This is a genomic window from Mesorhizobium sp. CA13 (assembly GCF_020165235.1).
Classification (GTDB): domain Bacteria; phylum Pseudomonadota; class Alphaproteobacteria; order Rhizobiales; family Rhizobiaceae; genus Mesorhizobium.
Genome location: NZ_JAIUHS010000003.1, coordinates 371,409 through 390,509 on the forward strand (window position 1 = coordinate 371,409; position 19,101 = coordinate 390,509).

The following is a 19,101-nucleotide window of genomic DNA, read 5'->3' on the forward strand; positions in this document are numbered from 1 at the left end:
TACGATTCACCAGCGACGTGCGAACCGAAATTTGACGCTGCTGGCAGGGCGGAACCTGCCCGAAACCGGCGCCTATCGGTCGATCATCACCATGGTGCGGTCGCCGTAGCGCGGGCCGGAGACCTTCCCCGGGGCCAGCGCGTCGTCGAGCGCGGCCATCTCGGCGGCGTCAAGTTTCAGCGACGCGGCGGCGACATTTTCTTCCAGATATTTGATCCGCTTGGTGCCGGGGATCGGCACGATGTCGACACCGAAGACGTTGCCCTTCTCCAGGAGCCAGGCCAGCGCGATCTGCCCTGGCTTGACGCCTTTGGCGACGGCGATGTCGCGGACTTTCGCAGCGGCCTCGATGTTGGCGTCATAGTTCGCGCCCTGGTAACGCGGGTCGCCGCGGCGGTAATCGCCTTCCGGATAGTCCTCGGCGCGCTTGGCGCCGCCGGTCAGGAAGCCGCGGCCGAGCGGTGAGAACGGCACCAGGCCGATGCCGGTTTGCCGCAGCAGGGGAATGATTTCCGGCTCGAGATTGCGCTCCCACAGCGAGTACTCGCTCTGCAGCGCCGAGACCGGAAACACGGCGTGCGCCCGCTGGATGTTGGCGGCTCCCGCCTCCGACAGGCCGAAGAAGCGGACCTTGCCTTGTTTGACCAACTCGCCGACCGTGCCGGCGACATCCTCGGCCGGTACGGCCGGATCGACACGGTGCTGGTAGAGAAGGTCGATATGGTCGGTGGCGAGCCGCTTCAACGACCCTTCAACCGCCGCCCTGATCGTTTGCGGCCGGCTGTCGCGTTCGGTGCCGACCTGCCGGCCGTCTTCGATGCGGAAGCCGAATTTGGTGGCGATGGTGACCTTATCGCGCTTGCCCTTCAAGGCGCGGCCGAGCAGCGCCTCGTTGGTGTAAGGGCCATACACCTCGGCGGTGTCGAGGAAGGTGCAGCCGAGTTCGATGGCGCGGTGCAGCGTGGCGATGGATTCGGCTTCGTCGGCAGGGCCGTAGGACTGGCTCATGCCCATGCAGCCGAGGCCGACCGCCGAGACCCGCAGCCCCTGGCTGCCGAGCTTGCGTGTGGCGAGCGTCATGGCGTGTTCTCCTCAGGGATTTCAAACACCATATAACGCGCGTTCTCAATTTCCACAGGTCGCCCGCTTCCAGCGAGCACGCCCCGCACCCAAACCCCTGATGCAGGTCGCTCGAAGTGACTTCAGCGCGTCGCCCGAGTCCGTTCAAGGTACGATTCAGGACAGGGCCCGGCCGCCGGAGCGGCCGTTGACGTGAGCGTCCGGCAGGCGGTCGATCATGGTCAGGCCCTCGAATTCGATGGCGGCGCCAAGCAGTTGAGCCGCCGCCAGAACCAAATGCTCGACGTCCTCCAGCGCAACGTTTTCGTCGAGGTTCCTAAGCCTGATCCGTTCGGCCACCGCGGTGATGTTGACGATGCCGGCCGTCCTGAAAGCCGTCATGACCTCGGATTGAACGTCGTTGCGCAAGCGGGTCGAGTAATCGTACCGCATGGAAACCTCCTGGACTGGTTTGCCCTTTTCGCAGCATGCGCCGTGCGCGGGTTCTCAGCAACCAAAATCTGAAAAATATCGATTAGAATCAGCAAGTTAGAGGAGTTAAACAAAGGTGCATCCGGCGTTTTATCCCTATAATGAGCGGGATGAACGTCTCGACCAACTGCCGGCCTTGACCCATTAGGAGGGTTACCCTAATTGTTAGTTGATTGAGACAGAGACTAATTCACTCATTTCGGGTCTGGGCGAGGAAGCACCGTGGCTGAGTTGGAACGTCCTGAACGACTGCAGGTCATGCTCACCGTCGACGAACTGACGGCACTGGAAAACTGGCGCTTCGACAAGCGCATGCCGAGCCGCTCGGCCGCGGTCAGGGAGCTTTTGCGGCGCGGCCTCGCCTCGGACGGATTCCTGGCCGCGGAGCAGGGCGTCAAGTCTCAGGAGTTCGGACTGCTGTCCCCGGCAGACGGGAACGGCAAGGTCGGCGATGGCCACTCTGATTAAGGTGCGGTGACATTCAGGCATGCCGGCTTTGCAAGGACGGGTTCCGCGCTTCCGGTGCCCATCGATCCGAATGTCCGCTCCGTCCCGGTTGCCGAAAACCCTTTTTGGTTCGCTTTCGCGCCCACCTTCGATGCCGTTGAAACGGGCAGGCCGCTTCAAGGTGATTGCCTTGTGCGGCCCGCGCGTTATCTAGTGGCCATAGGCTGATACCTGGCGGGGCAATGGCTGACATCGCAAGCAATCAAAAACAGGATGCAACGGCGGATGCGCAGCTGGCGGCGATCGTCGATTCGTCCTTCGACGCCATCATCAGCAAGGATCTGAACAGCATCATCAGAAGTTGGAATCAGGCGGCCGAACGCATGTTCGGCTACAGCGCGCAGGAAGCGGTGGGTCAGTCGATCCTGATGCTCATCCCCGACCACCTCAAGAACGAGGAGACCGAGATCATTGCCAAGGTCCGCCGCGGCGAGCGCCTGGCGAGCTATGAGACGACGCGAAAGCGCAAGGACGGCACTCTCATTGCCGTATCGCTGACGGTGTCGCCGATCAGGAATGCCAGCGGCGAGATCGTCGGCGCCTCGAAGATCGCCCGCGACATCACAGCCAGCAGGGAGAACGAGCGTCGGATCAAGTTGCTGATGCGGGAGGTCAACCATCGCGTCAAGAACCAGTTCGCGGTGATCCTGTCGATGGTCAGGGAAACCAGCAAGCGCTCGCAGGACCCGCGCGAATTCGAGGAGATGATCCGCGCCCGCATCATGGCGCTGTCGCGCTCGCACGATCTGCTGGTCACCTCGAACTGGGCGGGAGCCAGCCTGTTCGACCTCATCCAGGAACATCTCAAACCGTTCGGCCGCGAGGAGCAGATACTGCTTTCGGGACCGCTGCTGACGTTGCAGTCGAACGCGGTGCAGAATCTCGGCATGGCTTTCCACGAGCTTGGCACCAATTCGTCCAAATATGGAGCGCTCGCCAGCGATTCCGGCCGGATCGAGGTGACCTGGAGCATCGGCGATCCCGCTGTGGCCGAACGCGAATTCCAGCTCGTCTGGGAGGAGCGCTCGCCCCCCTATAGCGGCGACGACAGGCGCGACGACACCACGCGCAAGGGGTTCGGCACGGTAGTCCTGCAAAGGGTCGCGCCGCAGTCGCTCGGCGGGTCCGCCGCCGTCGAGCGCTCGTCCGGCTATCTCAGATGGACGCTGAACGCGCCGCTGGCATCGATCATCGTGCCGCAGCACCCCATGGAAGACGCCGGTCAGACACTCGGCTTCGGCATCTGAAGGCTGCCGCCGCGCGGCTGCAGGCCGGCCTGCCGATCAGCCATGGCTGGAGCGCGCCGCGTTTATGCGGATTCAGGCAGGCTACAGGATGTTCGGCGTCACCTCGACGATGATCGCAGCCCCTTCGAGCGAACCGTCGGGCACATGCACGACACGCGAAACGCGCAGCTCCTGCGCGTTTCCGTCGACGGACAGCGAAACGCTCTCGCCGATCCGGGGCACGGCCTGGAACACGGCCTCGATTGATTGCGGCCGGTTGTCGATGGATACGCGGCAGTTGACGGTCATGGGCATCTCCCGTGGCGGCCACCCCAGCCGTCAACGCGGGCGCCTCGGAATGGTTTCAGGCAGGGGGTGCGGCAATCTCCGAACATCGATGCCGGGGCCTGGCCGGCCCGTCAATTCGGGAAATTGTTGACCGGCTCCTCGCAGCGGTAGACCGGACAGTGTCCGTCGCGGGCCGGGATATAGGCCGACATCGGTACTTCGGGCCAATCGCATTCATTGCCGAACTGCCTGACATAGCGGTCATAGGTGTTGGGGCCGGTGGTCAGCACGACGGCGCGGTGGCTCTGGATCATGGCGCGGATCTGCGCGCAGCTCATGGCGCGGCTGTCGGGCCGGGCTTCGGCCAGGCCGGTGGCGGCAAGCATGGCGGCCACGGTCGGCAACAGGATTCGAACGGACATGACGGTCTCTCCAAGGCATGATCTGCAACGCCGGGCGGTTTGCGCCTGGTTGCGGCATGCCGGGGAGATTCGCATTTTGTCTGCCGGTTGCGCAACAGCCGGCGTCTTCTCTTGCGAGGGACGGCGGGCGCGCAACCAAATCGCGCCTCGCGCATTGCTGGGCATGCTCGGCAGGAAGTCTTACCAGACCCCGCGATGGCCGCCCGGGAACAGGGATCGTGAAGCCATGTGCTGTTCGTTCTGCGGCGGCCGCGACCACGGCTACGAGGACTGTCCGCAAAGACCGCCGTCCAATAATCCCGCCGAACCCAACTCCGATGATCGGCCGGACGACGACGGCCTGGTCAAGGGCAGACCGGGCGATTGCAGGCAGGGCGCATAGAATTTCTCATTCCGGTCGCGCGGCCTGTCAATGGGCGTGCGCTTGGTTGCGCTTGCGGGTCGCGGCTGCCTTCCTGGCCGATGCCGACCGGCTTGCGGCCGAGCGCGAGGCGGAAGCCTTGCCGCCCTTTTCGCCGCCCTTGTGCGCGGCCGGGTGGCCGGTGTGCTTGCCGCGGCCGGAGCCGCCCTCCTTCTTGCCGCCGCCGTCATCCTTGTTGACGGTGGCCCAGGCGCGGCGCTCGGCCTCCTTCTCGGACACGCCCCGATGCTCGTAGCCCTCGGCGATGTGGTCGGCCTTGCGCTCCTGCTTGTCGGTGTATTTCGATTTTTCTCCACGTGGCATGGTTCTGCTCCCGGTTCATTCGATGCCCCTGCAACTGCCCAGCCAAGGATGTGGTTCCAATTCCCTTGGCCCTGGCCGGCTGCGAAGGTTCCCGCTGAACCGCTCCAGACGTTAGTTCGACGCGATTCCCCAGGGAAAGCGCTACGTACTCTTCCGGGCATTCGCCGGACGGGCGACGGTTTCGGGGCCGGCGAAGAAAGCGCTCAATTCGGCGGCCGTTTGCGCGGGTGCTTCTTCGGGAAAGAAATGCCCGCCCTGGACCGCATGGCCGCGCAGATCGCCGGCCCAGCCGCGCCACAAGGCCAGCGGTCCGCCTTCGCCGGCATACCATTCGGCGAGCGCGCCTTGCCCGCTCCACAGCGCCAGCACCGCGCAGGCGACGCGCCGGCCGGCGGCGCGGTCCGCATGGTCGTGCTCGCGGTCGAGCGTCGCGGCCGCCCGGTACTCCTCGCAGATCGCACGGGCATGGGCGGGATCGCGCAGCGCCTCGACATAGGCCTGGCGCACGCCGGCGGGAAACGCCTTTGGCGACGAGCCCCAGCCGCCCAGGGCGTTGTCGACGATCGCGTCGGCCGCGCCCACCATGAGCTTTTCCGGCAGCGGCTCCGGCTGCGCCAGCAACGACCACGGCCAATAGCCGAGCGCCAGCCTGGCATCGGCCCGGTCCCAGGCGTCGGCGGTGGGCACGATGTCGAGCACGGCAAGCTTTTCTATGCGGTCGGGATGGTCGAGCGCGAGGCGGTAGGCGACACGCCCGCCGCGATCATGGCCGGCGACCATGAAGCTGGAAAAGCCGAGCCCGGCCATCAGCGCCACCATGTCGCGGGCCATGGCGCGCTTGGCGTAAGGGGCGTGATCGGCGCTCGACACGGGGCATGAACTGGCGCCGTAGCCGCGCAGGTCGGCGCATATGACGGTGAACCGGTCCGCCAGGCGTGGCGCCACGTCGCGCCACATCAGATGTGTCTGCGGAAAACCGTGCAGCAAAAGCAAGGCGGGTCCGTCGCCGGCGCGCCGGGCGAAGATGCGGGCATCGCCGCAGTCGACCTCGAGCGTCTGAAAACCTTCGAACATGATTACCTCCGGCAGGCGAAACGGCGGCAGGATGCGAGCGGTTGCAATGCGCGCCTGCGAAAGCCGCCAACTTTTTCGGCCGACATGCGTTGTCCCTGCGAGCAAAGGAGACGACCATGCCGACCAGCACCCAGAGCGACAGTTCGAAAGCAACCAGCAAGCAGCGCAGCATCCAGCGCAAGGTCGACGCCAAGGACCGCGCCAAGACAAAACCCAAGGCTGACGGCGCCATGCAGGCCGGCGCGCGAAAATATCCCGCACCGCCTTTTCCCGCCCAGCATCATCCCAAGCCCGGCGAGGAATGGGCGATCGAGCCGGCGCCGCTTTACGACGCGCCGTTCTGGCGCGGTTCGGGAAAGCTGGAGGGCAAGGCGGCGTTGATCACCGGGGGCGATTCCGGCATCGGCCGGGCGGTGGCCGTGCTGTTCGCACGCGAAGGTGCAGACATCGCCATCGTCTATCTCAGCGAGGACCGCGACGCGGAGGCGACCAGGCAAGCGGTCGAGGCGGAGGGCCGCCGCTGCCTCGCCTTGCGCGGCGATGTCGGCAACCGCGCCTTCTGCGCCAAGGCCGTGGCGAGGGCCGTGAAGGAACTGGGGCGGCTCGACGTGCTGGTCAACAATGCCGCCTTCCAGATCCATTCCACCGATTTCGCGGACCTGACCGAGGAGCATTTCGACACCACGCTGAAGACCAATCTCTACGGCTACTTCCATATGGCGCAAGAGGCGGTGGCGCATATGAAGCCGGGGTCGGCCATCATCAACACCGGTTCGGTCACCGGCATCGAGGGATCGAAGGACCTGATCGACTACTCCATGACCAAGGGCGGCATCCATGCCTTCACCCGGGCGTTGTCGGGGAACCTCGTCGGCAAGGGCATCCGCGTCAACGCAGTGGCGCCGGGGCCGGTGTGGACGCCGCTCAATCCGTCGGAGAAGGAGGCGCAGGACGTGTCGCAGTTCGGCGCCAAGACGCCGATGAAGCGGCCTGCCCAGCCGGAGGAAATCGCGCCGGCCTATGTGTTCCTGGCCTCGCCGCAATGCTCCAGCTACATCACCGGCGAAATCCTGCCGATCGTCGGCGGCTATTGAGGCAAGCCTATCGAAGGCAAGCCATTGGCGGCCGGCGAAGGCGGCCCAACCCGCAAAGGAGGCCGAGATGAGACTTCTCGCCATCATGTCCGTCAGCCTGATGCTCGCCGCGCCCGCCGCGGCGCTGGCGCAGGCCGAGCAGAACCCCGACAAGCAGGCGCCCAGCGAAAAATGCCGGGCCAAGCCCGACGGCAACCAGCAGCCGACCGACAACACGCTGACCGAGACGCTGAACGATTGCGGCGGCGTGCTGAAGCCGCCGCCGACAGGTGACCAGGGCATGGCCGCGCCGGCGCCCAACGAAGGCAAGACGCCGGTGATCAAACCGGGTGAAGTGCCGCCGCAGCCGCCGAAACAGTAGCCGGCGGCCTGCCGCGATGCAGCTATCGGGTTCCCGACCGCCCCGTGAGGCGGCAGGCTGTCAGGATTTGCCGTTGCCGGGCAGGAATTCCGCCTCGCGCCCGGCATCGATCATGGCCCGCATCGCCTTCTCGGCCGGGGTCCAGCCATCGAGGGCATCGCGGCAGCTGCGCCATGCGGCGCGGTAGCGCCGGCCATGCTTGCCGGGCCAATCGCGCAGGCATTCCAGGCCTTCCCAGGCGCTGCGCACCACGCGCTCGCTGGCCGGTCCGACCTTCAGCCTGACCGGACGGGGAAAGAACTTGTCGTTCACGGCGATCTCCATTGAAACTGAGGCGCCCGATAACGCCGGCCGATGTCCCGGGGTTCCGTCGCTGCCGCTCAACTTTTCGACTAATTTTCAATCGCCGGGAACAGCGTCCGACAGCGGCCTCGGCGGCGGCGGGCCGGAAGCCTGCGCGGCGAGCCGGTCGTGCTCGAACTGCTCAGTGCCGGGCAAGGCATGCAGCCAGGATTCGCGCCGGCCGATCCACAATTCGTACTCCGGCATGAGATCGGTCGGCGCAACGTCGAGGCTTCCGATCATCACCTCGGCCTCGTCGTCGCTGAGCGAGGCGACACGGCCGCCGCAGGTCGGGCAGAAGCCGCGGCCGGCATAGGTGCCGAGGATGCCCGATGTTTCGAAAGCCTGGCGCGGCCAGATGGCGAAGGCGGCAAAGGCGGAGCCGCTGGTCTTGCGGCAATCCTTGCAGTGGCACAGACCCACCCGCAGGGGCGGACCGCTGACGGTGAACTGCACGCCGCCGCAAAGGCAGCTGCCGGTTCTGCGCGCGGTGTCGGGCATGGTCGTGGCCTCCAACCATTCGGTGCCGCAAATGCGCCCGGGGTCATGCCCCCGGGCAACGCTTCCAACGCCGGTCGCGAGCTATCCGCGCGCGGCCATGTGGTTGTCGAGCTTCTTCCTCGAGGGTCCGTAGCGCTTGATGATGGTCTGGGCCTCGCTCTGCGGGATGCCGTATTTGCGGGCGAAAGCGGCAACCTCGTAGGTTTCCTCGCTCGAAACCAGTTTGCGATCCTGCTTGATCTTCGATTTGTCGTCCGCCATGCCGAGCCTCACTTTCCACCCCGGCGCGCCGCCGTCGCGGCGCGACCCTGCGGTCATACATAACAGCAATCGACGCCGCTGGTTCCATAGCGGCTTTTGCGCGCCTTGGCGATCACCGACCGGAATATCGGCTCCGCTGCCTCGGGCCGGCTCCAGGCGCATGGCGGCGAGCTACATCAGGACCGATGCAGCCCACTCTATCAAGGAGCCGGCAAACCGGAATCCGGTTTTTGCGGCAGCGGCCCGATCATGCGGGCGCGGCATCGGGAAAAAATTCGCCTGACATGTCGGATGCGCGGCGTGTGGCGCGTCCTAGGAGCAATTCCAGGAAAGCTCCGTAGGTTTCCATCCGGAACTGGTAAAACAAGCAAACGAAACGGGAGAACAACCATGCCGTCGCCAACCGTCCAATCGCCGTGGCAGACCGCCGCCTTGCTCATAGCCCGCCTGATCTTCGCGGCCGTCTTCCTGATGGCGGTGACGTTCAAGTTCATGGGCATGGGCGCCACCGCCGGCTATATCGCCGCCGCCGGCTTTCCGTTTCCGCTGTTCCTTGCCTGGTGCGCGGCGATACTGGAGGTGCTGCTGGTGATCGCTTTCCTCACCGGCGCCTTCTTCACGCCGGCCGCACTGGTCGCGGCGGTTTACGTGCTGTTCCTCGGCTTCGCCTTCCACGGACCGAGCCACTGGGCCGGCAACCAGGCGGAATTCGGTTTCTTCGTCGACCATTTTTCCTTCCTGGCCGGACTGCTGTTCGCCGCCGTGCACGGGCCGGGCCGCGTGCTTTCGCTCAATCCGGGATGGCCGGGCAGGGCGTAGCTACATCTGGTCGTTATAGGGTTCCTTCATCTGGCCGACCATGCGCGCCAGCTTCGAAAAGGACGGCATGTCGGCTTCCGGCTGGCACTGGTTGGCGAGCTCCAGCAGCCGGATCGGGAAATTGACGGCGTCGCGGCTCGACGCCGACATGCCCTCGGACCGCTCCTCGCTGGTTTCGCCGGCTTCGGCCTTGCGCAGGGCGATGTCGATCTCCTCCGATGTCAGCACGCCCTTCTTCACCAGGACGTGGTTGATCGAGGCGACGGCCATCAGCAGGCCCTCGAGTTGCAGGTTGGCGACGTTCATGGCGGTTGCTCCCATCGGTGAGGCGCGTCACGCTGAACAGGGCCCGTGCGACGCACTTGCAGGTATCGGCCTACGCATGTCGCCCAAAACCGAGGTCACTTTGAGGCGGCGTGCATAGGCGTTCAAAACGCGCGGGCATGCATTCGCGATCCGCGTCCGGCAAGGAAAATAGTTCAAGACCGGTGCCGGGCTGCCGCGGAGGCTTGTTCGTCATCGCCAGGAAGCCCAGGAAACAGGCAAGGAAGCGATGCGATGACAATCACCATCACGGCATTCAAACGCTCGCCCGACGGCGGCAAGGGACTGGCGCGCGACACGCGCGTTCGCTGGGCGCTCGAAGAAGTGGGCCAGCCCTACGAGGTTCGTCTGGTTTCCCATGCTGAGATGAAGGCGCCCGACCATTTGGCCATCCAGCCCTTCGGCCAGATCCCCACCTACGAGGACGGTTCGCTCTGCCTGTTCGAGACCGGCTCGATCGTCTTTCATCTTGCCGAGCGGTATCCGGGCCTGCTGCCGGAGGATCGCGACGCCCGCGCTCGCGCCATCACCTGGATGTTTGCGGCGCTCAACACCGTCGAGCTGCCAATCCTCGAACTGACGACGGCAAGACTATTCGAGGCCGACAAGCCCTGGAGCGCGGAGCGCCTGCCATTGGTGAAGGACCGCGTTCGCGCCCGGCTGGACAGGCTCTCGGCCCATCTGGGCGGCGCCGACTGGCTCGACGGTGCGTTCAGCGCGGGCGATCTGTTGATGGTATCTGTGCTGCTGCGGCTCAGAATGTCGGGCATTCTGGACGAATATCAAAACCTGGCTGCCTATGTGGCCCGAGGCGAAGCCCGGCCAGCTTACGCCCGGGCGTTCGCCGCGCAATTCGCGGTCAATGCTCCAACACCTGACTGACCAAGCCGGGCGGCCGGGGAGGATCACGCTGGGACGGGCGGGATAGGATTTTTTTCTTAAAAGCTGTTGACGGGGTGAAGGCAACTATGCTATATTTTTATCTATGGTGCTGAGTTGCGCCGATGACCCGCCCCGAGGCGGGTTTTTGATTCCGGCGGGTGCCGTGCTCCAGACCTGTTCAGGCATGCCCACATTTCTTCTTCCGATCAATTCTCGGCCCTTCGCGATCTCCACAGTAAGGCTCCGGTTCGTAAGTGCGGCTGATCCTGCCTGCCCATTTGCCGTGACAGCGGCGTTCGCTGCGCGGTGAGTCGAAAGTTTATAAGGAATTTTTTCCTAAAAGCTGTTGACGGGGTGAAGGCAACTATGCTATGTTTCTATCTATGGTGCTGAGTTGCGCCGATGACCCGCCCCCGAGGCGGGTTTTTGATTCTGGGGGTGCTGTGCTCCAGGCCTGTTCAGGCCATGCGCACATTTCTTCTTCTGATCAATCTCGGCCAGTCGAAATGGTCAAAGCTTCACGACCTTCACAGCGGATCGCAGAAGTTAGTCCGCAGGATCATCACTTGGGATGGAAGCTCCCAGTTGGCTACTGAGCTGGTGGAGGGCCTCTACGAGTTGTTCCTCCGTCATTGCACCGAAGGCTCGCTGCCCAAACCAAGTGAGCATGAGCATTAGACCCGCGCAATCCTCGCCAGCCGCATACATTTGTTCGAGTGTGAACTTCTGGTTTTCCCACTTGAGAGGATTATTTCGGCTATAGCGGTTGAGCGTTGCGGATGTCGCACCTTCCGTAACCCAGCCGCTATGCAGCGCCCAATTTCGGACTTCTGAAAGACGGGTTGCCGTCTCTAATAGGGTTTCCAGCCAACCTGAAAATTGAGCGAGGTCAGGATGCTCCGCAAACGCCTTTCGGACAAAGGTGCGTTTCCTGTTGAAAGCCTGTGGCAGCGTCGGTTCGAATTTCTCCCCGTCGTAGTGAACGTGCAGCTGTCGAACGATGCCGTCCAACGTCGTTTCGACCGCCGCCCAATTTTGCGCTAGATAGCCGATGTGCATAAACCAGCGCTTGTCGTTTTCCGGGAACGTGTCCATGGCTGTCATTGATCAGAAATCCGACGAAAAAGTGGTTCAACGAGACGCTGAAGCGATGCTTAAGACTCCGCCCGAACCGTGAAGACGCCCTCCGAGCCGAAGGCCAAAAAGAGCGATGCAAAGCCTAAAGGCAAGGAGCTTTTAAGGCGCAGCCATCGAAGTAAGCGCCTATCGCCAAGGGCCGTCCCCATGTACGCCTCTAGACGGCGGCGTGAAGTCTCCCGTTTGCTCGTCAAACCCGCATGTGTGACATTTCCAATGGGTGCGTCCGTTATGTACACCGGTATTGTGCAAGAGCAATTTGACACCGTTGTTGTAGCAATTGGCACATATCTCATGAGGAGGCTCGCCATTCTCCATGCCAGTCTTCAGGCGGTAAATCAGAATGCCGGGGTGGAGTTTGTGAAGCTCATAGCGTTGCTTCTCAGCTTCCCATGTTTCAAAGCGCACCAGGTCCTTTTCAAGCTTGCCTATCTCGCCAATCAACGCCGCCTGTGCAGACTGTGCGGACATGATTTTTTCAGTGAGTTCTATGACCGCAGTGTTTCGGACGGTCGCATCGTTGATGTCCTTCAATCCCTTCGCCATATCCATCATGGCCTTGAAGGCGCCGAGTCCAGACATCGCTTCCGCAAACATGTAAGCCTCCCACCTAAGATTCAGTGAGGGAGCCTACTTTGTTTTTCGTTGGATTAGGAGTCGCTTGGTCTTCTGCCTAAGCGTCACTGGTTTCACCAATCCACCGGTTGGTAAGGCGCAAGCCTTTGAACAACTGGTCGTGATGCTCGGTGAGCGTGATGCCGCGATCGCAAATAAGCGTCGCCGCCGTGCTGATACACCGCCTCTCTCTCTTCTTAGTGAAGGCTGCCCTTGCGTTACGCTGATACACGTAGCGTTTTCCTACGGGAGTCGCAAGGAATTTTTTCCTAAAAGCTGTTGACGGGGTGAAGGCAACTATGCTATGTTTCTATCTATGGTGCTGAGTTGCGCCGATGACCCGCCCCCGAGGCGGGTTTTGTGTTTTTGGTTTTGCCCTTATCCTCGAACGATGGTGCTCTACGGCGCCCCCCTCTGTCCTGCCGGACATCTCCCCCACGGGTGGGGAGATTGGCAGCTTCAGCGTATCGCTCATTCCTGCAAAGCAGGAGATTGGCGAAAGCGATAGCGACAGTCGATCTCCCCCCTCGTGGGGGAGATGTCCGGCAGGACAGAGGGGGGCGCGAAGGAATGCGACGTTTCGATCCTGACGATTATCCGCGAGAACACCCATGCCACGCTATGCCACCATCATCACTGGGGATGACGGCCTCGAGGTCGTCAGCGCCATAGGCGAATTCGAGGGTGCGGCGCCGCGGCCGCGGCTGGGCCGGATCGAGCAGGTCGCGCCCGGCGTGCTGATCGGCATGGTGCGGGACGCGGCCGGCGGCTTCGCTTTCCCGCAGCCGGCGATTCATAGCGGCGCCATCGGCCTGGCAATGGCGGGCCTGAAGGGCCTGCCGGGCACCGCGAAGCCTGCGGGGCGGCCGAAGGGCGCCAGGAAAGCCAGGAAGAAATCCGCTCGTTCGAAGAAGCGGGTCCGGTCGGTCAAGTCCGTGCCGTCGAAGGCCAAGGCCCGTGTCGATGCCGGCGAAGCGGTGACGGGCCATGGCTGACGAAACCGTCGCCGTGCCGGCGCGCGGCAAGGGGCGCAAGCCGGCCGCCGGCCGGAGCGCAGGCCGGGAGGCCGCGCCGGAGACCCGCCGCAAACGCCCGAAGAAAACGCTGGGCGACGACTTTCTCGCCGCCGTGCGCGCCGATTTCCGCGCCCATGGCGCCGGCGTCATCGCCGAAGTGCGGGCCGACAAGCCGGACCAGTATCTGAAGATCGTGCTTTCGGTGCTGCCCAAGGATTTCGATGCCGCCGTCAACCATCTGGATGCCTTGAGCGATGAAGAGATCCGCCGCCGCATCCGCGCGCTCGAAGCCGCGGTCAAACCGTTCCTCGAAGACATCGCCGATGGCGGCGAGAACGGAATATCTGGCGCTGCTGGCGGAGCTTGACCGCAGGCGCCGTACCAACCAGCTTGCCGCCTACCGGCCCTATGCCAGGCAGGCGGCGTTCCACGCCGCAGGCGCCGCCCACCGCGAGCGGCTGTTCATGGCCGGCAACCAGCTCGGCAAGACCCGCGCCGGCGGCGCCGAATGGGCGATGCACCTGACGGGCCGCTATCCCGCGTGGTGGCAAGGCAAGGTTTTCGATGCGCCGGTGCGGCTGTGGGCCGCCGGCGTCACCGGCGAGGGCACGCGCGACAATCCGCAGCGCGTGCTGGTCGGCCCGCCACAGCGGCAGGCTGAATGGGGCACCGGCATGATCCCGGCCGATGCCATCGTCGACACAATGATGGGCCGCGGCGCGCCGGGCGCGCTCGACAGCATCGTGGTGCGCCATGGCGGCGGCGGCGACGTGCAGGCCGGCGAGAGCGTGCTGTCGTTCAAGAGTTTCGAGAAGGGCCGCGAGAAATGGCAGGGCGAAACGCTGCACGGCGTCTGGTTCGACGAGGAGCCGCCGCTCGACATCTATTCCGAGGGCCTGACCCGCACCAACGCTACCGGCGGCATCACCATCGTCACCTTCACGCCGCTGCTGGGGATGAGCGACGTGGTGCTGCTGTTCTTGAGCGCGGCGGAGGTGGAGGGGATGGCGAAAGGGTGATGGAGCGTGCCTTTCCTTCTCCCCTTGTGGGAGAAGGTGGATCGGCGCGCAGCGCCGAGACGGTTGAGGGGTGTTCCAGCGGAGTGAGGCGTTGGCGTTCCCTGGAACACCCCTCATCCGACCTCGCTTCGCGAGGCCACCTTCTCCCACAAGGGGAGAAGGTGAAGCGCACCGCCGGCCGCGCCTCTCTGTCCAAAAAATTCGTGCGAAATCAAACACCTATTCTCCTCTCCTGATTTATCTTGGAAACTCCCCAATGTCCCGTCACGTCACCTTCATGACCATCGACGATGCCGAGCATTATTCGCCGCAGGAGCGCGCGGCGATCGTCGCCGCCTATCCCGAACATGAGCGCGAAGCGCGGGCTCGCGGCATTCCGGTGCTGGGGTCCGGCCGCATCTTTCCGGTGGCGGAGGAGTTGATTGCCTGCGCGCCGTTCCAGCTGCCGCGCTACTGGCCGCGCATCGGAGCGCTCGATTTCGGCTGGGATCACCCTTCCGCCGCCGTCGAGCTCGCCTGGGATACGGAGGCCGATGTCGTCTATGTCGCCAAGGCCGCACGCGCCTCGCAGCAGACTCCCGCCATGCAGGCGCTGACCCTGAAACCCTGGGGCGAATGGCTGCCCTGGGCGTGGCCCCGCGACGGCCGCCGCGAAACGCTGGAAGGGGCGGGCACCGCGCTCGCCAAGCAATATGCCGCGCATGGGTTGAACATGCTGACCCGCCACGCGCAATTCCCCGACGGCTCTGTCTCGGTCGAGGCCGGGCTGATGGAGATGCTCGACCGCATGCAATCAGGCCGCTTCAAGGTGTTTTCGACGCTTGTCCCCTGGTTCGAGGAGTTCCGGCTCTACCATCGCAAGGACGGCCAGGTGGTGAAGCTGCGCGACGATTTGATGGCGGCGACCCGCTATGGGGTGATGATGCTGCGCGAGGCGATGGTGGATCCGGCGGAGTTCAGGGCGGCGAGGCGGGCGAAGGGGCAGAGCGACCCGCTGGGGGCGTTTCGGTGACCGCGCGCCGCAGATCGAGCTTCGAACAAGAGCGATTGGAACGTTCGGAGTAGCTTCGACTGCGCTTGCGGACTGCAAAAGGTTGTTATTTCGAAGCGCCGGAGCGGTTCGCTGGGTTGCGGCTAGTCTAAATACTATGCAGATTGGAGCAGATGAATTCTTCTTAGAGAGCATTATTTTTTAATGCGAAAATTGACGCGAGAACGAATAAATTGGCTGAAAACAAGGGCTATTAAGCTAGAGCGCAGGCGTCTTCGATGGAAGGATTGGCGGAGGGAGCGCAATCGCACCCTTAAAATTGGACGAGAGGTTGTATTCGAGAGGGACGGTCGAAGATACAAGGGAAGAGCTGTTCAGAGAACGCCTATGCCATCGATCTTCTGTCTGTCGAAAAATACAGATGAGACGTTGGAGTTTCTGGCAGCCTTACGACAAAACGTTCTAGGTAGGGCTGTTGACTTTGTTGACCGCAAAACGACAAAGTCGTTAAAGGCGGCTCCGACTCGCGGTTTTTACGATTTCGCCACAATGGACTATATCAGCCCTACGGCAGCCTTAGTCCTGGCCTCCATTTATAGTCGAGCTAAATCGATCACTGGCTCCAAACTGAGCACGGTGAATGAGGCAGAATGGAAACCTCAAGTGAGAGACACACTGACTTCTGTGGGGTTTCATGAACTTCTCGACATGAAACGATCAAAACGGGCTTTGCAGCCTCCGCCGTCCGACCTGATCATCCAGAAATTTGTAATGGGAACCCAGGCAGTAGGAGAGCGTGTTGGGAAACTTCAAGAGGCATTGGCCAATCTTTTGCCGGAACCGTTGGCGGAGAAGCTGATCGACGCTGAGCCGTACGGTGGCATGTTCGAGGCTGTATTAAATTCTCATAGTTGGGCCTACCCGGCGGACGCTGATTGGGAATACCCCGCGCTAAAAAACTGGTGGCTGACTGGCGCCGTGGACCTTACAGCTGGCCGAGTAACGGTCGTCGTATTCGATCAAGGCGTCTCCATTCCTGTTAGTCTGCCCCACTGGCGGCACTGGGGGAAGCTTGAAAGTCGTGTCAAACGGCTTTTGGCGCGCACTGGCTTGGCAACTGATGTTGGCAGTTCGTCAAATGACGGCCTCGCAATTCGCCTCGCAATGACCATTTCTAAGTCGCAGACAAATCTGCCGCAGCATGGTAAAGGTTTGCATACCATGGTTGAAGTTGCTCAACGGGCTCGACACGGCAGGTTAAGGATCCTCAGCCGAAATGGAGAGTACGTTTGGGAGACTGGCAGGAAGCCGCAGAGTGCGACCTATCGGAACCCGATCGGTGGTACGCTTGTTGAGTGGGTACTTGACCTGTAAGGTGATGCCATGAATAGGGTGATCAACATCGCGAGTGACTTTACTCGCTACCCTGGGCCTCGGTATTCGGCTGACGGCCCATTCAGCGGGGAGGAATTTCGCAATTCGAAGCTGGTGCCGGCGCTGGAAGATGCGAAGGCCTCAGGCGGGATGGTCACCGTCATTTTGGACGGAGTCGCAGGGTATGGCTCGTCGTTCCTTGAGGAGAGTTTTGGTGGACTGCTGCGTGTTGGTTTCACGCCAGCAGATGTTAAAAAGCACCTGCGCGTGGTGGCGTTGACGAGCCGTTTTCAGCATCATTCGCGCAACGTCGACCGCTACATTGCTGAAGCGTCGTTGACCGCTGCGGCATAAGACATAGCATGATTGTGCTCTCGGGACTCATTGGTGCCTTCATAGGTGCCTGTGTTGGGTTATTCTTCAATATCTGGAAGTTTCACCGAGACGAGAGGTCGGCGCGCTGTGACGAACTGTGCGCAGCGCTGACAGCTGGTGCCGTTGTGAGTGCAGAATATTGGGCTAGTGCCTACGATGATACACCAACTCAGCGTGTCCAAGAGGCCCGGATTTACGGTGCCCAAGCGCTAATAGACGGGCTTTTCGACGACCTCAGGATAGTAATTGCAGAAGATGATGCCGAATTGATCGACGTAGCTCTCTCAGATGTGTTCGATAAATTCTCTGGAGGGCAATTTTCCGTAAAAGGAAGATCACCTGATCCCGGTCGTGTGGCCGGCAGTACCCAAGCAGCGAGCTTGGCGATAGTCGAAATCAGACGAAGTCATCGTCGCACATTTCCGCTCAAGGCGTTAATTTCCGCCTACCACGACAGCAAACGCCGGAAGCTGGACATGCCTACAAATTGGCCAGAAGGCGCCTAGTCCGATAGCGTTTGGCCGAAGTCCTGTGCCACGCTGTGTCTTATCGGCCGCGCCTTGGCTAAAAGATCGAATGCACTGACTGGCGTAGCTGCAAACGAAAAGCCCAGCCATGACCACCCGCATCGTCCCCGCCACCCTGCGCGACCTCTCCTATATCGCCGCCAATTTGCGGCCCGAGGACCGGGCCGAGATTGACTGCCAGCTCGATCAATGGTCGCCCGCGCTGCTGGCGCTTACCGCGCTGCAAGGACTTGCCTATGTCGCGGAGCTCGACGGCAATCCGGAGGCGGGCTTCGGTGCGGCCGAGCAGCGGAGCGGGCTTTGGATCGCCTGGAGTTGGGGCACGCGCCGCATGAGGCGTTGCGTGCCCGGAATTACGGAGTTCTTTCACGCTGTGCTCGGGCCGCAGGTTTCCGCCCGCGGCGCCTGGCGGGTCGAGGCGCGGGCGCTGGCCGGCAATGAACTGGCACTGCGCTGGCTGGCAAGGCTCGGCGCCACACAGCGCTGCATGTTGCCCGGATATGGCAGGAACGGCGAAGATTTTTTCCTTTACGACTGGACAAGAGAAGGCTGGAACCATGTGTCTGTTTCAAAAACCACCGGAACTGAAGCCGCTGCCGGCAGTGCCGACGGCGCAGGACAAGGACGTGCAGGCGCGCGAAGCCGCACTTCGGGCTGAACTCGAACAGCGCCAGGGCACGGCGAGCACCATCAAGACCGATCTGGCGCCCGGCAGCCTCGCCGGCCAGCGCCGCGTGCTTCTGGGGATGTGACCATGACCGCAATGAAGCGCAGTTTCAGGAAGCGCGTGCTGGACTGGTGGTACTGGAGACGGCATGCAAGGTTGGTGAAGCGGCGTGGCGGGTGAACGCTCTCCTTCTCCCCTTGTGGGAGAAGGTGGCCGAGCGAAGCTCGGTCGGATGAGGGGTGTTCCAGGGAACACCAACGTTTCACTCCGCTGGAACACCCCTCATCCGTCTCGGCGCTGCGCGCCGATCCACCTTCTCCCACAAGGGGAGAAGGAAGGGTCACCCCTTCTTCGCGAACGCCCAGACCATCATCGGGTATTCCTCGTCGTTGCTGAGGTCCCTCCACAGGCCGTAGGCGCGGACCGGGCCGCCTATGTGGGCGCGGGCGCAGGCCTTGTTGCCCCAGCCGAACGCCTGGACGTTGTCCTCGGCGAAGCCGCCATCGACCATCAACTGCCTCAGGCCGGCCGGCGTCCACCTGTTGTAGTCGTGCGGCCTGGCGTGGACGCGAAACAGGAAGGGCGTCGCCACCATCGCCCAGCCGCCCTCGCGGGTCATGGCGTGGATGTTCCGCGCGGCCGCCTGCGGCCGCTGTACATGCTCCAGCACCTGATCGGCGATGACGATGGAATATTGCTCGTCGGTGCGATCCTTGCAGATGTCGAAATCGGGGAAGTCGACCGAGCGATAATTGGAGCACATCGCCTTCCAGTAGCGGTTCCAGCCGGGCGAGATCTCGATCACGTCGCGCGATTTGCGGTTGGCGGCCGTCAGGAAAGCGGTGAAGGCTTCGATCTGGCGTATGCGCAGCCAGTTGCGGGAATCGTAGCCGATGAGCCGTTTAACGGTACGTTTACCCTGGTTCTTCAGGGCGGCAAGGCTTGTCGTCGTCACATCGACCTCCTGCAAAACCCCGCCGCCAGACGTTCCTAGATCAAGAACC

General features: G+C 62.8%; 27 protein-coding genes and 1 pseudogene. 15 read left to right on the plus strand and 13 right to left on the minus strand.

What is annotated here, in order from left to right; all coding sequences use genetic code 11:
* Positions 1 to 72: 72 nt before the first annotated feature.
* Both LB566_RS10725 and LB566_RS10730 read right to left on the minus strand, forming a co-directional pair.
* Positions 73 to 1,080 (minus strand): aldo/keto reductase, encoded by a 1,008-nt coding sequence (locus LB566_RS10725; RefSeq protein ID WP_140552199.1) that lies wholly within the window; start codon positions 1,078 to 1,080, stop codon positions 73 to 75.
* Between the two features lie 156 nt (positions 1,081 to 1,236).
* Complete coding sequence (locus LB566_RS10730) at positions 1,237 to 1,512, minus strand: hypothetical protein (protein WP_224624393.1); 276 nt, start codon at positions 1,510 to 1,512, stop codon at positions 1,237 to 1,239.
* Between the two features lie 261 nt (positions 1,513 to 1,773).
* Between LB566_RS10730 and LB566_RS10735 the strand changes: the two genes are divergently transcribed.
* A complete protein-coding gene (locus tag LB566_RS10735) occupies positions 1,774 to 2,019 on the plus strand; it encodes a hypothetical protein (RefSeq protein WP_224624394.1) in 246 nt (81 codons plus the stop codon).
* Positions 2,020 to 2,240: 221 nt separating this feature from the next.
* A complete protein-coding gene (locus LB566_RS10740) occupies positions 2,241 to 3,305 on the plus strand; it encodes a sensor histidine kinase (protein ID WP_224624395.1) in 1,065 nt (354 codons plus the stop codon).
* Positions 3,306 to 3,386: 81 nt separating this feature from the next.
* Here the strand turns inward: LB566_RS10740 and LB566_RS10745 are convergent, their stop codons facing one another.
* The 4 genes from LB566_RS10745 to LB566_RS10760 form a co-directional block, all read right to left on the minus strand.
* Positions 3,387 to 3,593, minus strand: a complete 207-nt coding sequence (locus LB566_RS10745; RefSeq protein WP_140552196.1) for a hypothetical protein — start codon at positions 3,591 to 3,593, stop codon at positions 3,387 to 3,389.
* A 110-nt stretch (positions 3,594 to 3,703) separates the two neighbouring features.
* The gene (locus LB566_RS10750) at positions 3,704 to 3,994 is read right to left on the minus strand and encodes a hypothetical protein (protein WP_140521515.1); all 291 of its coding nucleotides are present in this window, start codon (positions 3,992 to 3,994) and stop codon (positions 3,704 to 3,706) included.
* Positions 3,995 to 4,403: 409 nt separating this feature from the next.
* Entirely contained in the window at positions 4,404 to 4,718 is a 315-nt protein-coding gene (locus tag LB566_RS10755; protein WP_140552195.1) for a plasmid stabilization protein, read from the minus strand.
* Positions 4,719 to 4,859: 141 nt separating this feature from the next.
* Complete coding sequence (locus LB566_RS10760; RefSeq protein WP_224624396.1) at positions 4,860 to 5,792, minus strand: alpha/beta fold hydrolase; 933 nt, start codon at positions 5,790 to 5,792, stop codon at positions 4,860 to 4,862.
* 116 nt (positions 5,793 to 5,908) lie between these two features.
* Here LB566_RS10760 and LB566_RS10765 point away from each other — a divergent pair, with 116 nt between their 5' ends.
* Positions 5,909 to 6,886: an SDR family oxidoreductase gene (locus LB566_RS10765; RefSeq protein WP_224624397.1), complete on the plus strand. Its 978-nt coding sequence runs from the start codon at positions 5,909 to 5,911 to the stop codon at positions 6,884 to 6,886.
* Between the two features lie 67 nt (positions 6,887 to 6,953).
* Complete coding sequence (locus LB566_RS10770) at positions 6,954 to 7,247, plus strand: hypothetical protein (RefSeq protein WP_224624398.1); 294 nt, start codon at positions 6,954 to 6,956, stop codon at positions 7,245 to 7,247.
* Positions 7,248 to 7,307: 60 nt separating this feature from the next.
* Here the strand turns inward: LB566_RS10770 and LB566_RS10775 are convergent, their stop codons facing one another.
* The 3 genes from LB566_RS10775 to LB566_RS10785 form a co-directional block, all read right to left on the minus strand.
* Positions 7,308 to 7,559, minus strand: a complete 252-nt coding sequence (locus LB566_RS10775) for a DUF982 domain-containing protein (RefSeq protein ID WP_224624399.1) — start codon at positions 7,557 to 7,559, stop codon at positions 7,308 to 7,310.
* 87 nt (positions 7,560 to 7,646) lie between these two features.
* Positions 7,647 to 8,090 (minus strand): GFA family protein, encoded by a 444-nt coding sequence (locus LB566_RS10780; RefSeq protein WP_224624400.1) that lies wholly within the window; start codon positions 8,088 to 8,090, stop codon positions 7,647 to 7,649.
* 81 nt (positions 8,091 to 8,171) lie between these two features.
* Entirely contained in the window at positions 8,172 to 8,351 is a 180-nt protein-coding gene (locus LB566_RS10785) for a DUF3606 domain-containing protein (RefSeq protein ID WP_115144153.1), read from the minus strand.
* Between the two features lie 390 nt (positions 8,352 to 8,741).
* On the opposite strand from LB566_RS10785, the gene LB566_RS10790 reads away from it, so the two are divergent.
* Positions 8,742 to 9,170: a DoxX family protein gene (locus LB566_RS10790; RefSeq protein WP_140515969.1), complete on the plus strand. Its 429-nt coding sequence runs from the start codon at positions 8,742 to 8,744 to the stop codon at positions 9,168 to 9,170.
* On the opposite strand, the gene LB566_RS10795 is transcribed toward LB566_RS10790, so the two are convergent.
* Positions 9,171 to 9,476 (minus strand): hypothetical protein, encoded by a 306-nt coding sequence (locus tag LB566_RS10795; protein WP_140552190.1) that lies wholly within the window; start codon positions 9,474 to 9,476, stop codon positions 9,171 to 9,173.
* Between the two features lie 252 nt (positions 9,477 to 9,728).
* Here LB566_RS10795 and LB566_RS10800 point away from each other — a divergent pair, with 252 nt between their 5' ends.
* Positions 9,729 to 10,376 carry a glutathione S-transferase family protein gene (locus LB566_RS10800; RefSeq protein WP_140552189.1) on the plus strand — a complete coding sequence of 216 codons (648 nt, stop codon included), beginning with the start codon at positions 9,729 to 9,731 and terminating at the stop codon, positions 10,374 to 10,376.
* Positions 10,377 to 10,922: 546 nt separating this feature from the next.
* Here the strand turns inward: LB566_RS10800 and LB566_RS10805 are convergent.
* Both LB566_RS10805 and LB566_RS10810 read right to left on the minus strand, forming a co-directional pair.
* Positions 10,923 to 11,480: a hypothetical protein gene (locus tag LB566_RS10805; RefSeq protein ID WP_224624401.1), complete on the minus strand. Its 558-nt coding sequence runs from the start codon at positions 11,478 to 11,480 to the stop codon at positions 10,923 to 10,925.
* Positions 11,481 to 11,639: 159 nt separating this feature from the next.
* A complete protein-coding gene (locus LB566_RS10810) occupies positions 11,640 to 12,110 on the minus strand; it encodes a hypothetical protein (RefSeq protein WP_224624402.1) in 471 nt (156 codons plus the stop codon).
* 629 nt (positions 12,111 to 12,739) lie between these two features.
* On the opposite strand from LB566_RS10810, the gene LB566_RS10815 reads away from it, so the two are divergent.
* The 9 genes and pseudogenes from LB566_RS10815 to LB566_RS30325 all read left to right on the plus strand — a co-directional run bounded on the left by LB566_RS10815 (position 12,740) and on the right by LB566_RS30325 (position 18,182).
* Positions 12,740 to 13,123, plus strand: coding sequence for a hypothetical protein (locus LB566_RS10815; protein ID WP_224624403.1), 384 nt, complete (start codon positions 12,740 to 12,742; stop codon positions 13,121 to 13,123).
* Complete coding sequence (locus tag LB566_RS10820) at positions 13,116 to 13,511, plus strand: hypothetical protein (RefSeq protein WP_224624404.1); 396 nt, start codon at positions 13,116 to 13,118, stop codon at positions 13,509 to 13,511. Before LB566_RS10815 ends, LB566_RS10820 begins: the two co-directional genes overlap by 8 nt.
* Entirely contained in the window at positions 13,468 to 14,163 is a 696-nt protein-coding gene (locus LB566_RS10825) for a terminase large subunit domain-containing protein (protein ID WP_224624405.1), read from the plus strand. The genes LB566_RS10820 and LB566_RS10825 overlap by 44 nt, the downstream gene beginning before the upstream one ends.
* Before the next feature lie 262 nt (positions 14,164 to 14,425).
* Positions 14,426 to 15,175: pseudogene (locus tag LB566_RS10830) on the plus strand (terminase large subunit domain-containing protein); the annotation flags it as partial.
* A gap of 366 nt (positions 15,176 to 15,541) precedes the next feature.
* Positions 15,542 to 16,528, plus strand: coding sequence for a hypothetical protein (locus LB566_RS10835; protein ID WP_224624406.1), 987 nt, complete (start codon positions 15,542 to 15,544; stop codon positions 16,526 to 16,528).
* Positions 16,529 to 16,537: 9 nt separating this feature from the next.
* Complete coding sequence (locus LB566_RS10840; protein ID WP_224624407.1) at positions 16,538 to 16,882, plus strand: STAS-like domain-containing protein; 345 nt, start codon at positions 16,538 to 16,540, stop codon at positions 16,880 to 16,882.
* 8 nt (positions 16,883 to 16,890) lie between these two features.
* The gene (locus tag LB566_RS10845; RefSeq protein ID WP_224624408.1) at positions 16,891 to 17,409 is read left to right on the plus strand and encodes a hypothetical protein; all 519 of its coding nucleotides are present in this window, start codon (positions 16,891 to 16,893) and stop codon (positions 17,407 to 17,409) included.
* 109 nt (positions 17,410 to 17,518) lie between these two features.
* Positions 17,519 to 18,088, plus strand: coding sequence for a hypothetical protein (locus LB566_RS10850; RefSeq protein ID WP_224624409.1), 570 nt, complete (start codon positions 17,519 to 17,521; stop codon positions 18,086 to 18,088).
* Positions 18,057 to 18,182, plus strand: coding sequence for a hypothetical protein (locus LB566_RS30325; RefSeq protein ID WP_263483546.1), 126 nt, complete (start codon positions 18,057 to 18,059; stop codon positions 18,180 to 18,182). The genes LB566_RS10850 and LB566_RS30325 overlap by 32 nt, the downstream gene beginning before the upstream one ends.
* Before the next feature lie 255 nt (positions 18,183 to 18,437).
* Here LB566_RS30325 and LB566_RS10855 read toward each other — a convergent pair whose 3' ends face one another.
* Positions 18,438 to 19,052: a class I SAM-dependent methyltransferase gene (locus LB566_RS10855; RefSeq protein ID WP_411910469.1), complete on the minus strand. Its 615-nt coding sequence runs from the start codon at positions 19,050 to 19,052 to the stop codon at positions 18,438 to 18,440.
* Positions 19,053 to 19,101 lie beyond the last annotated feature (49 nt).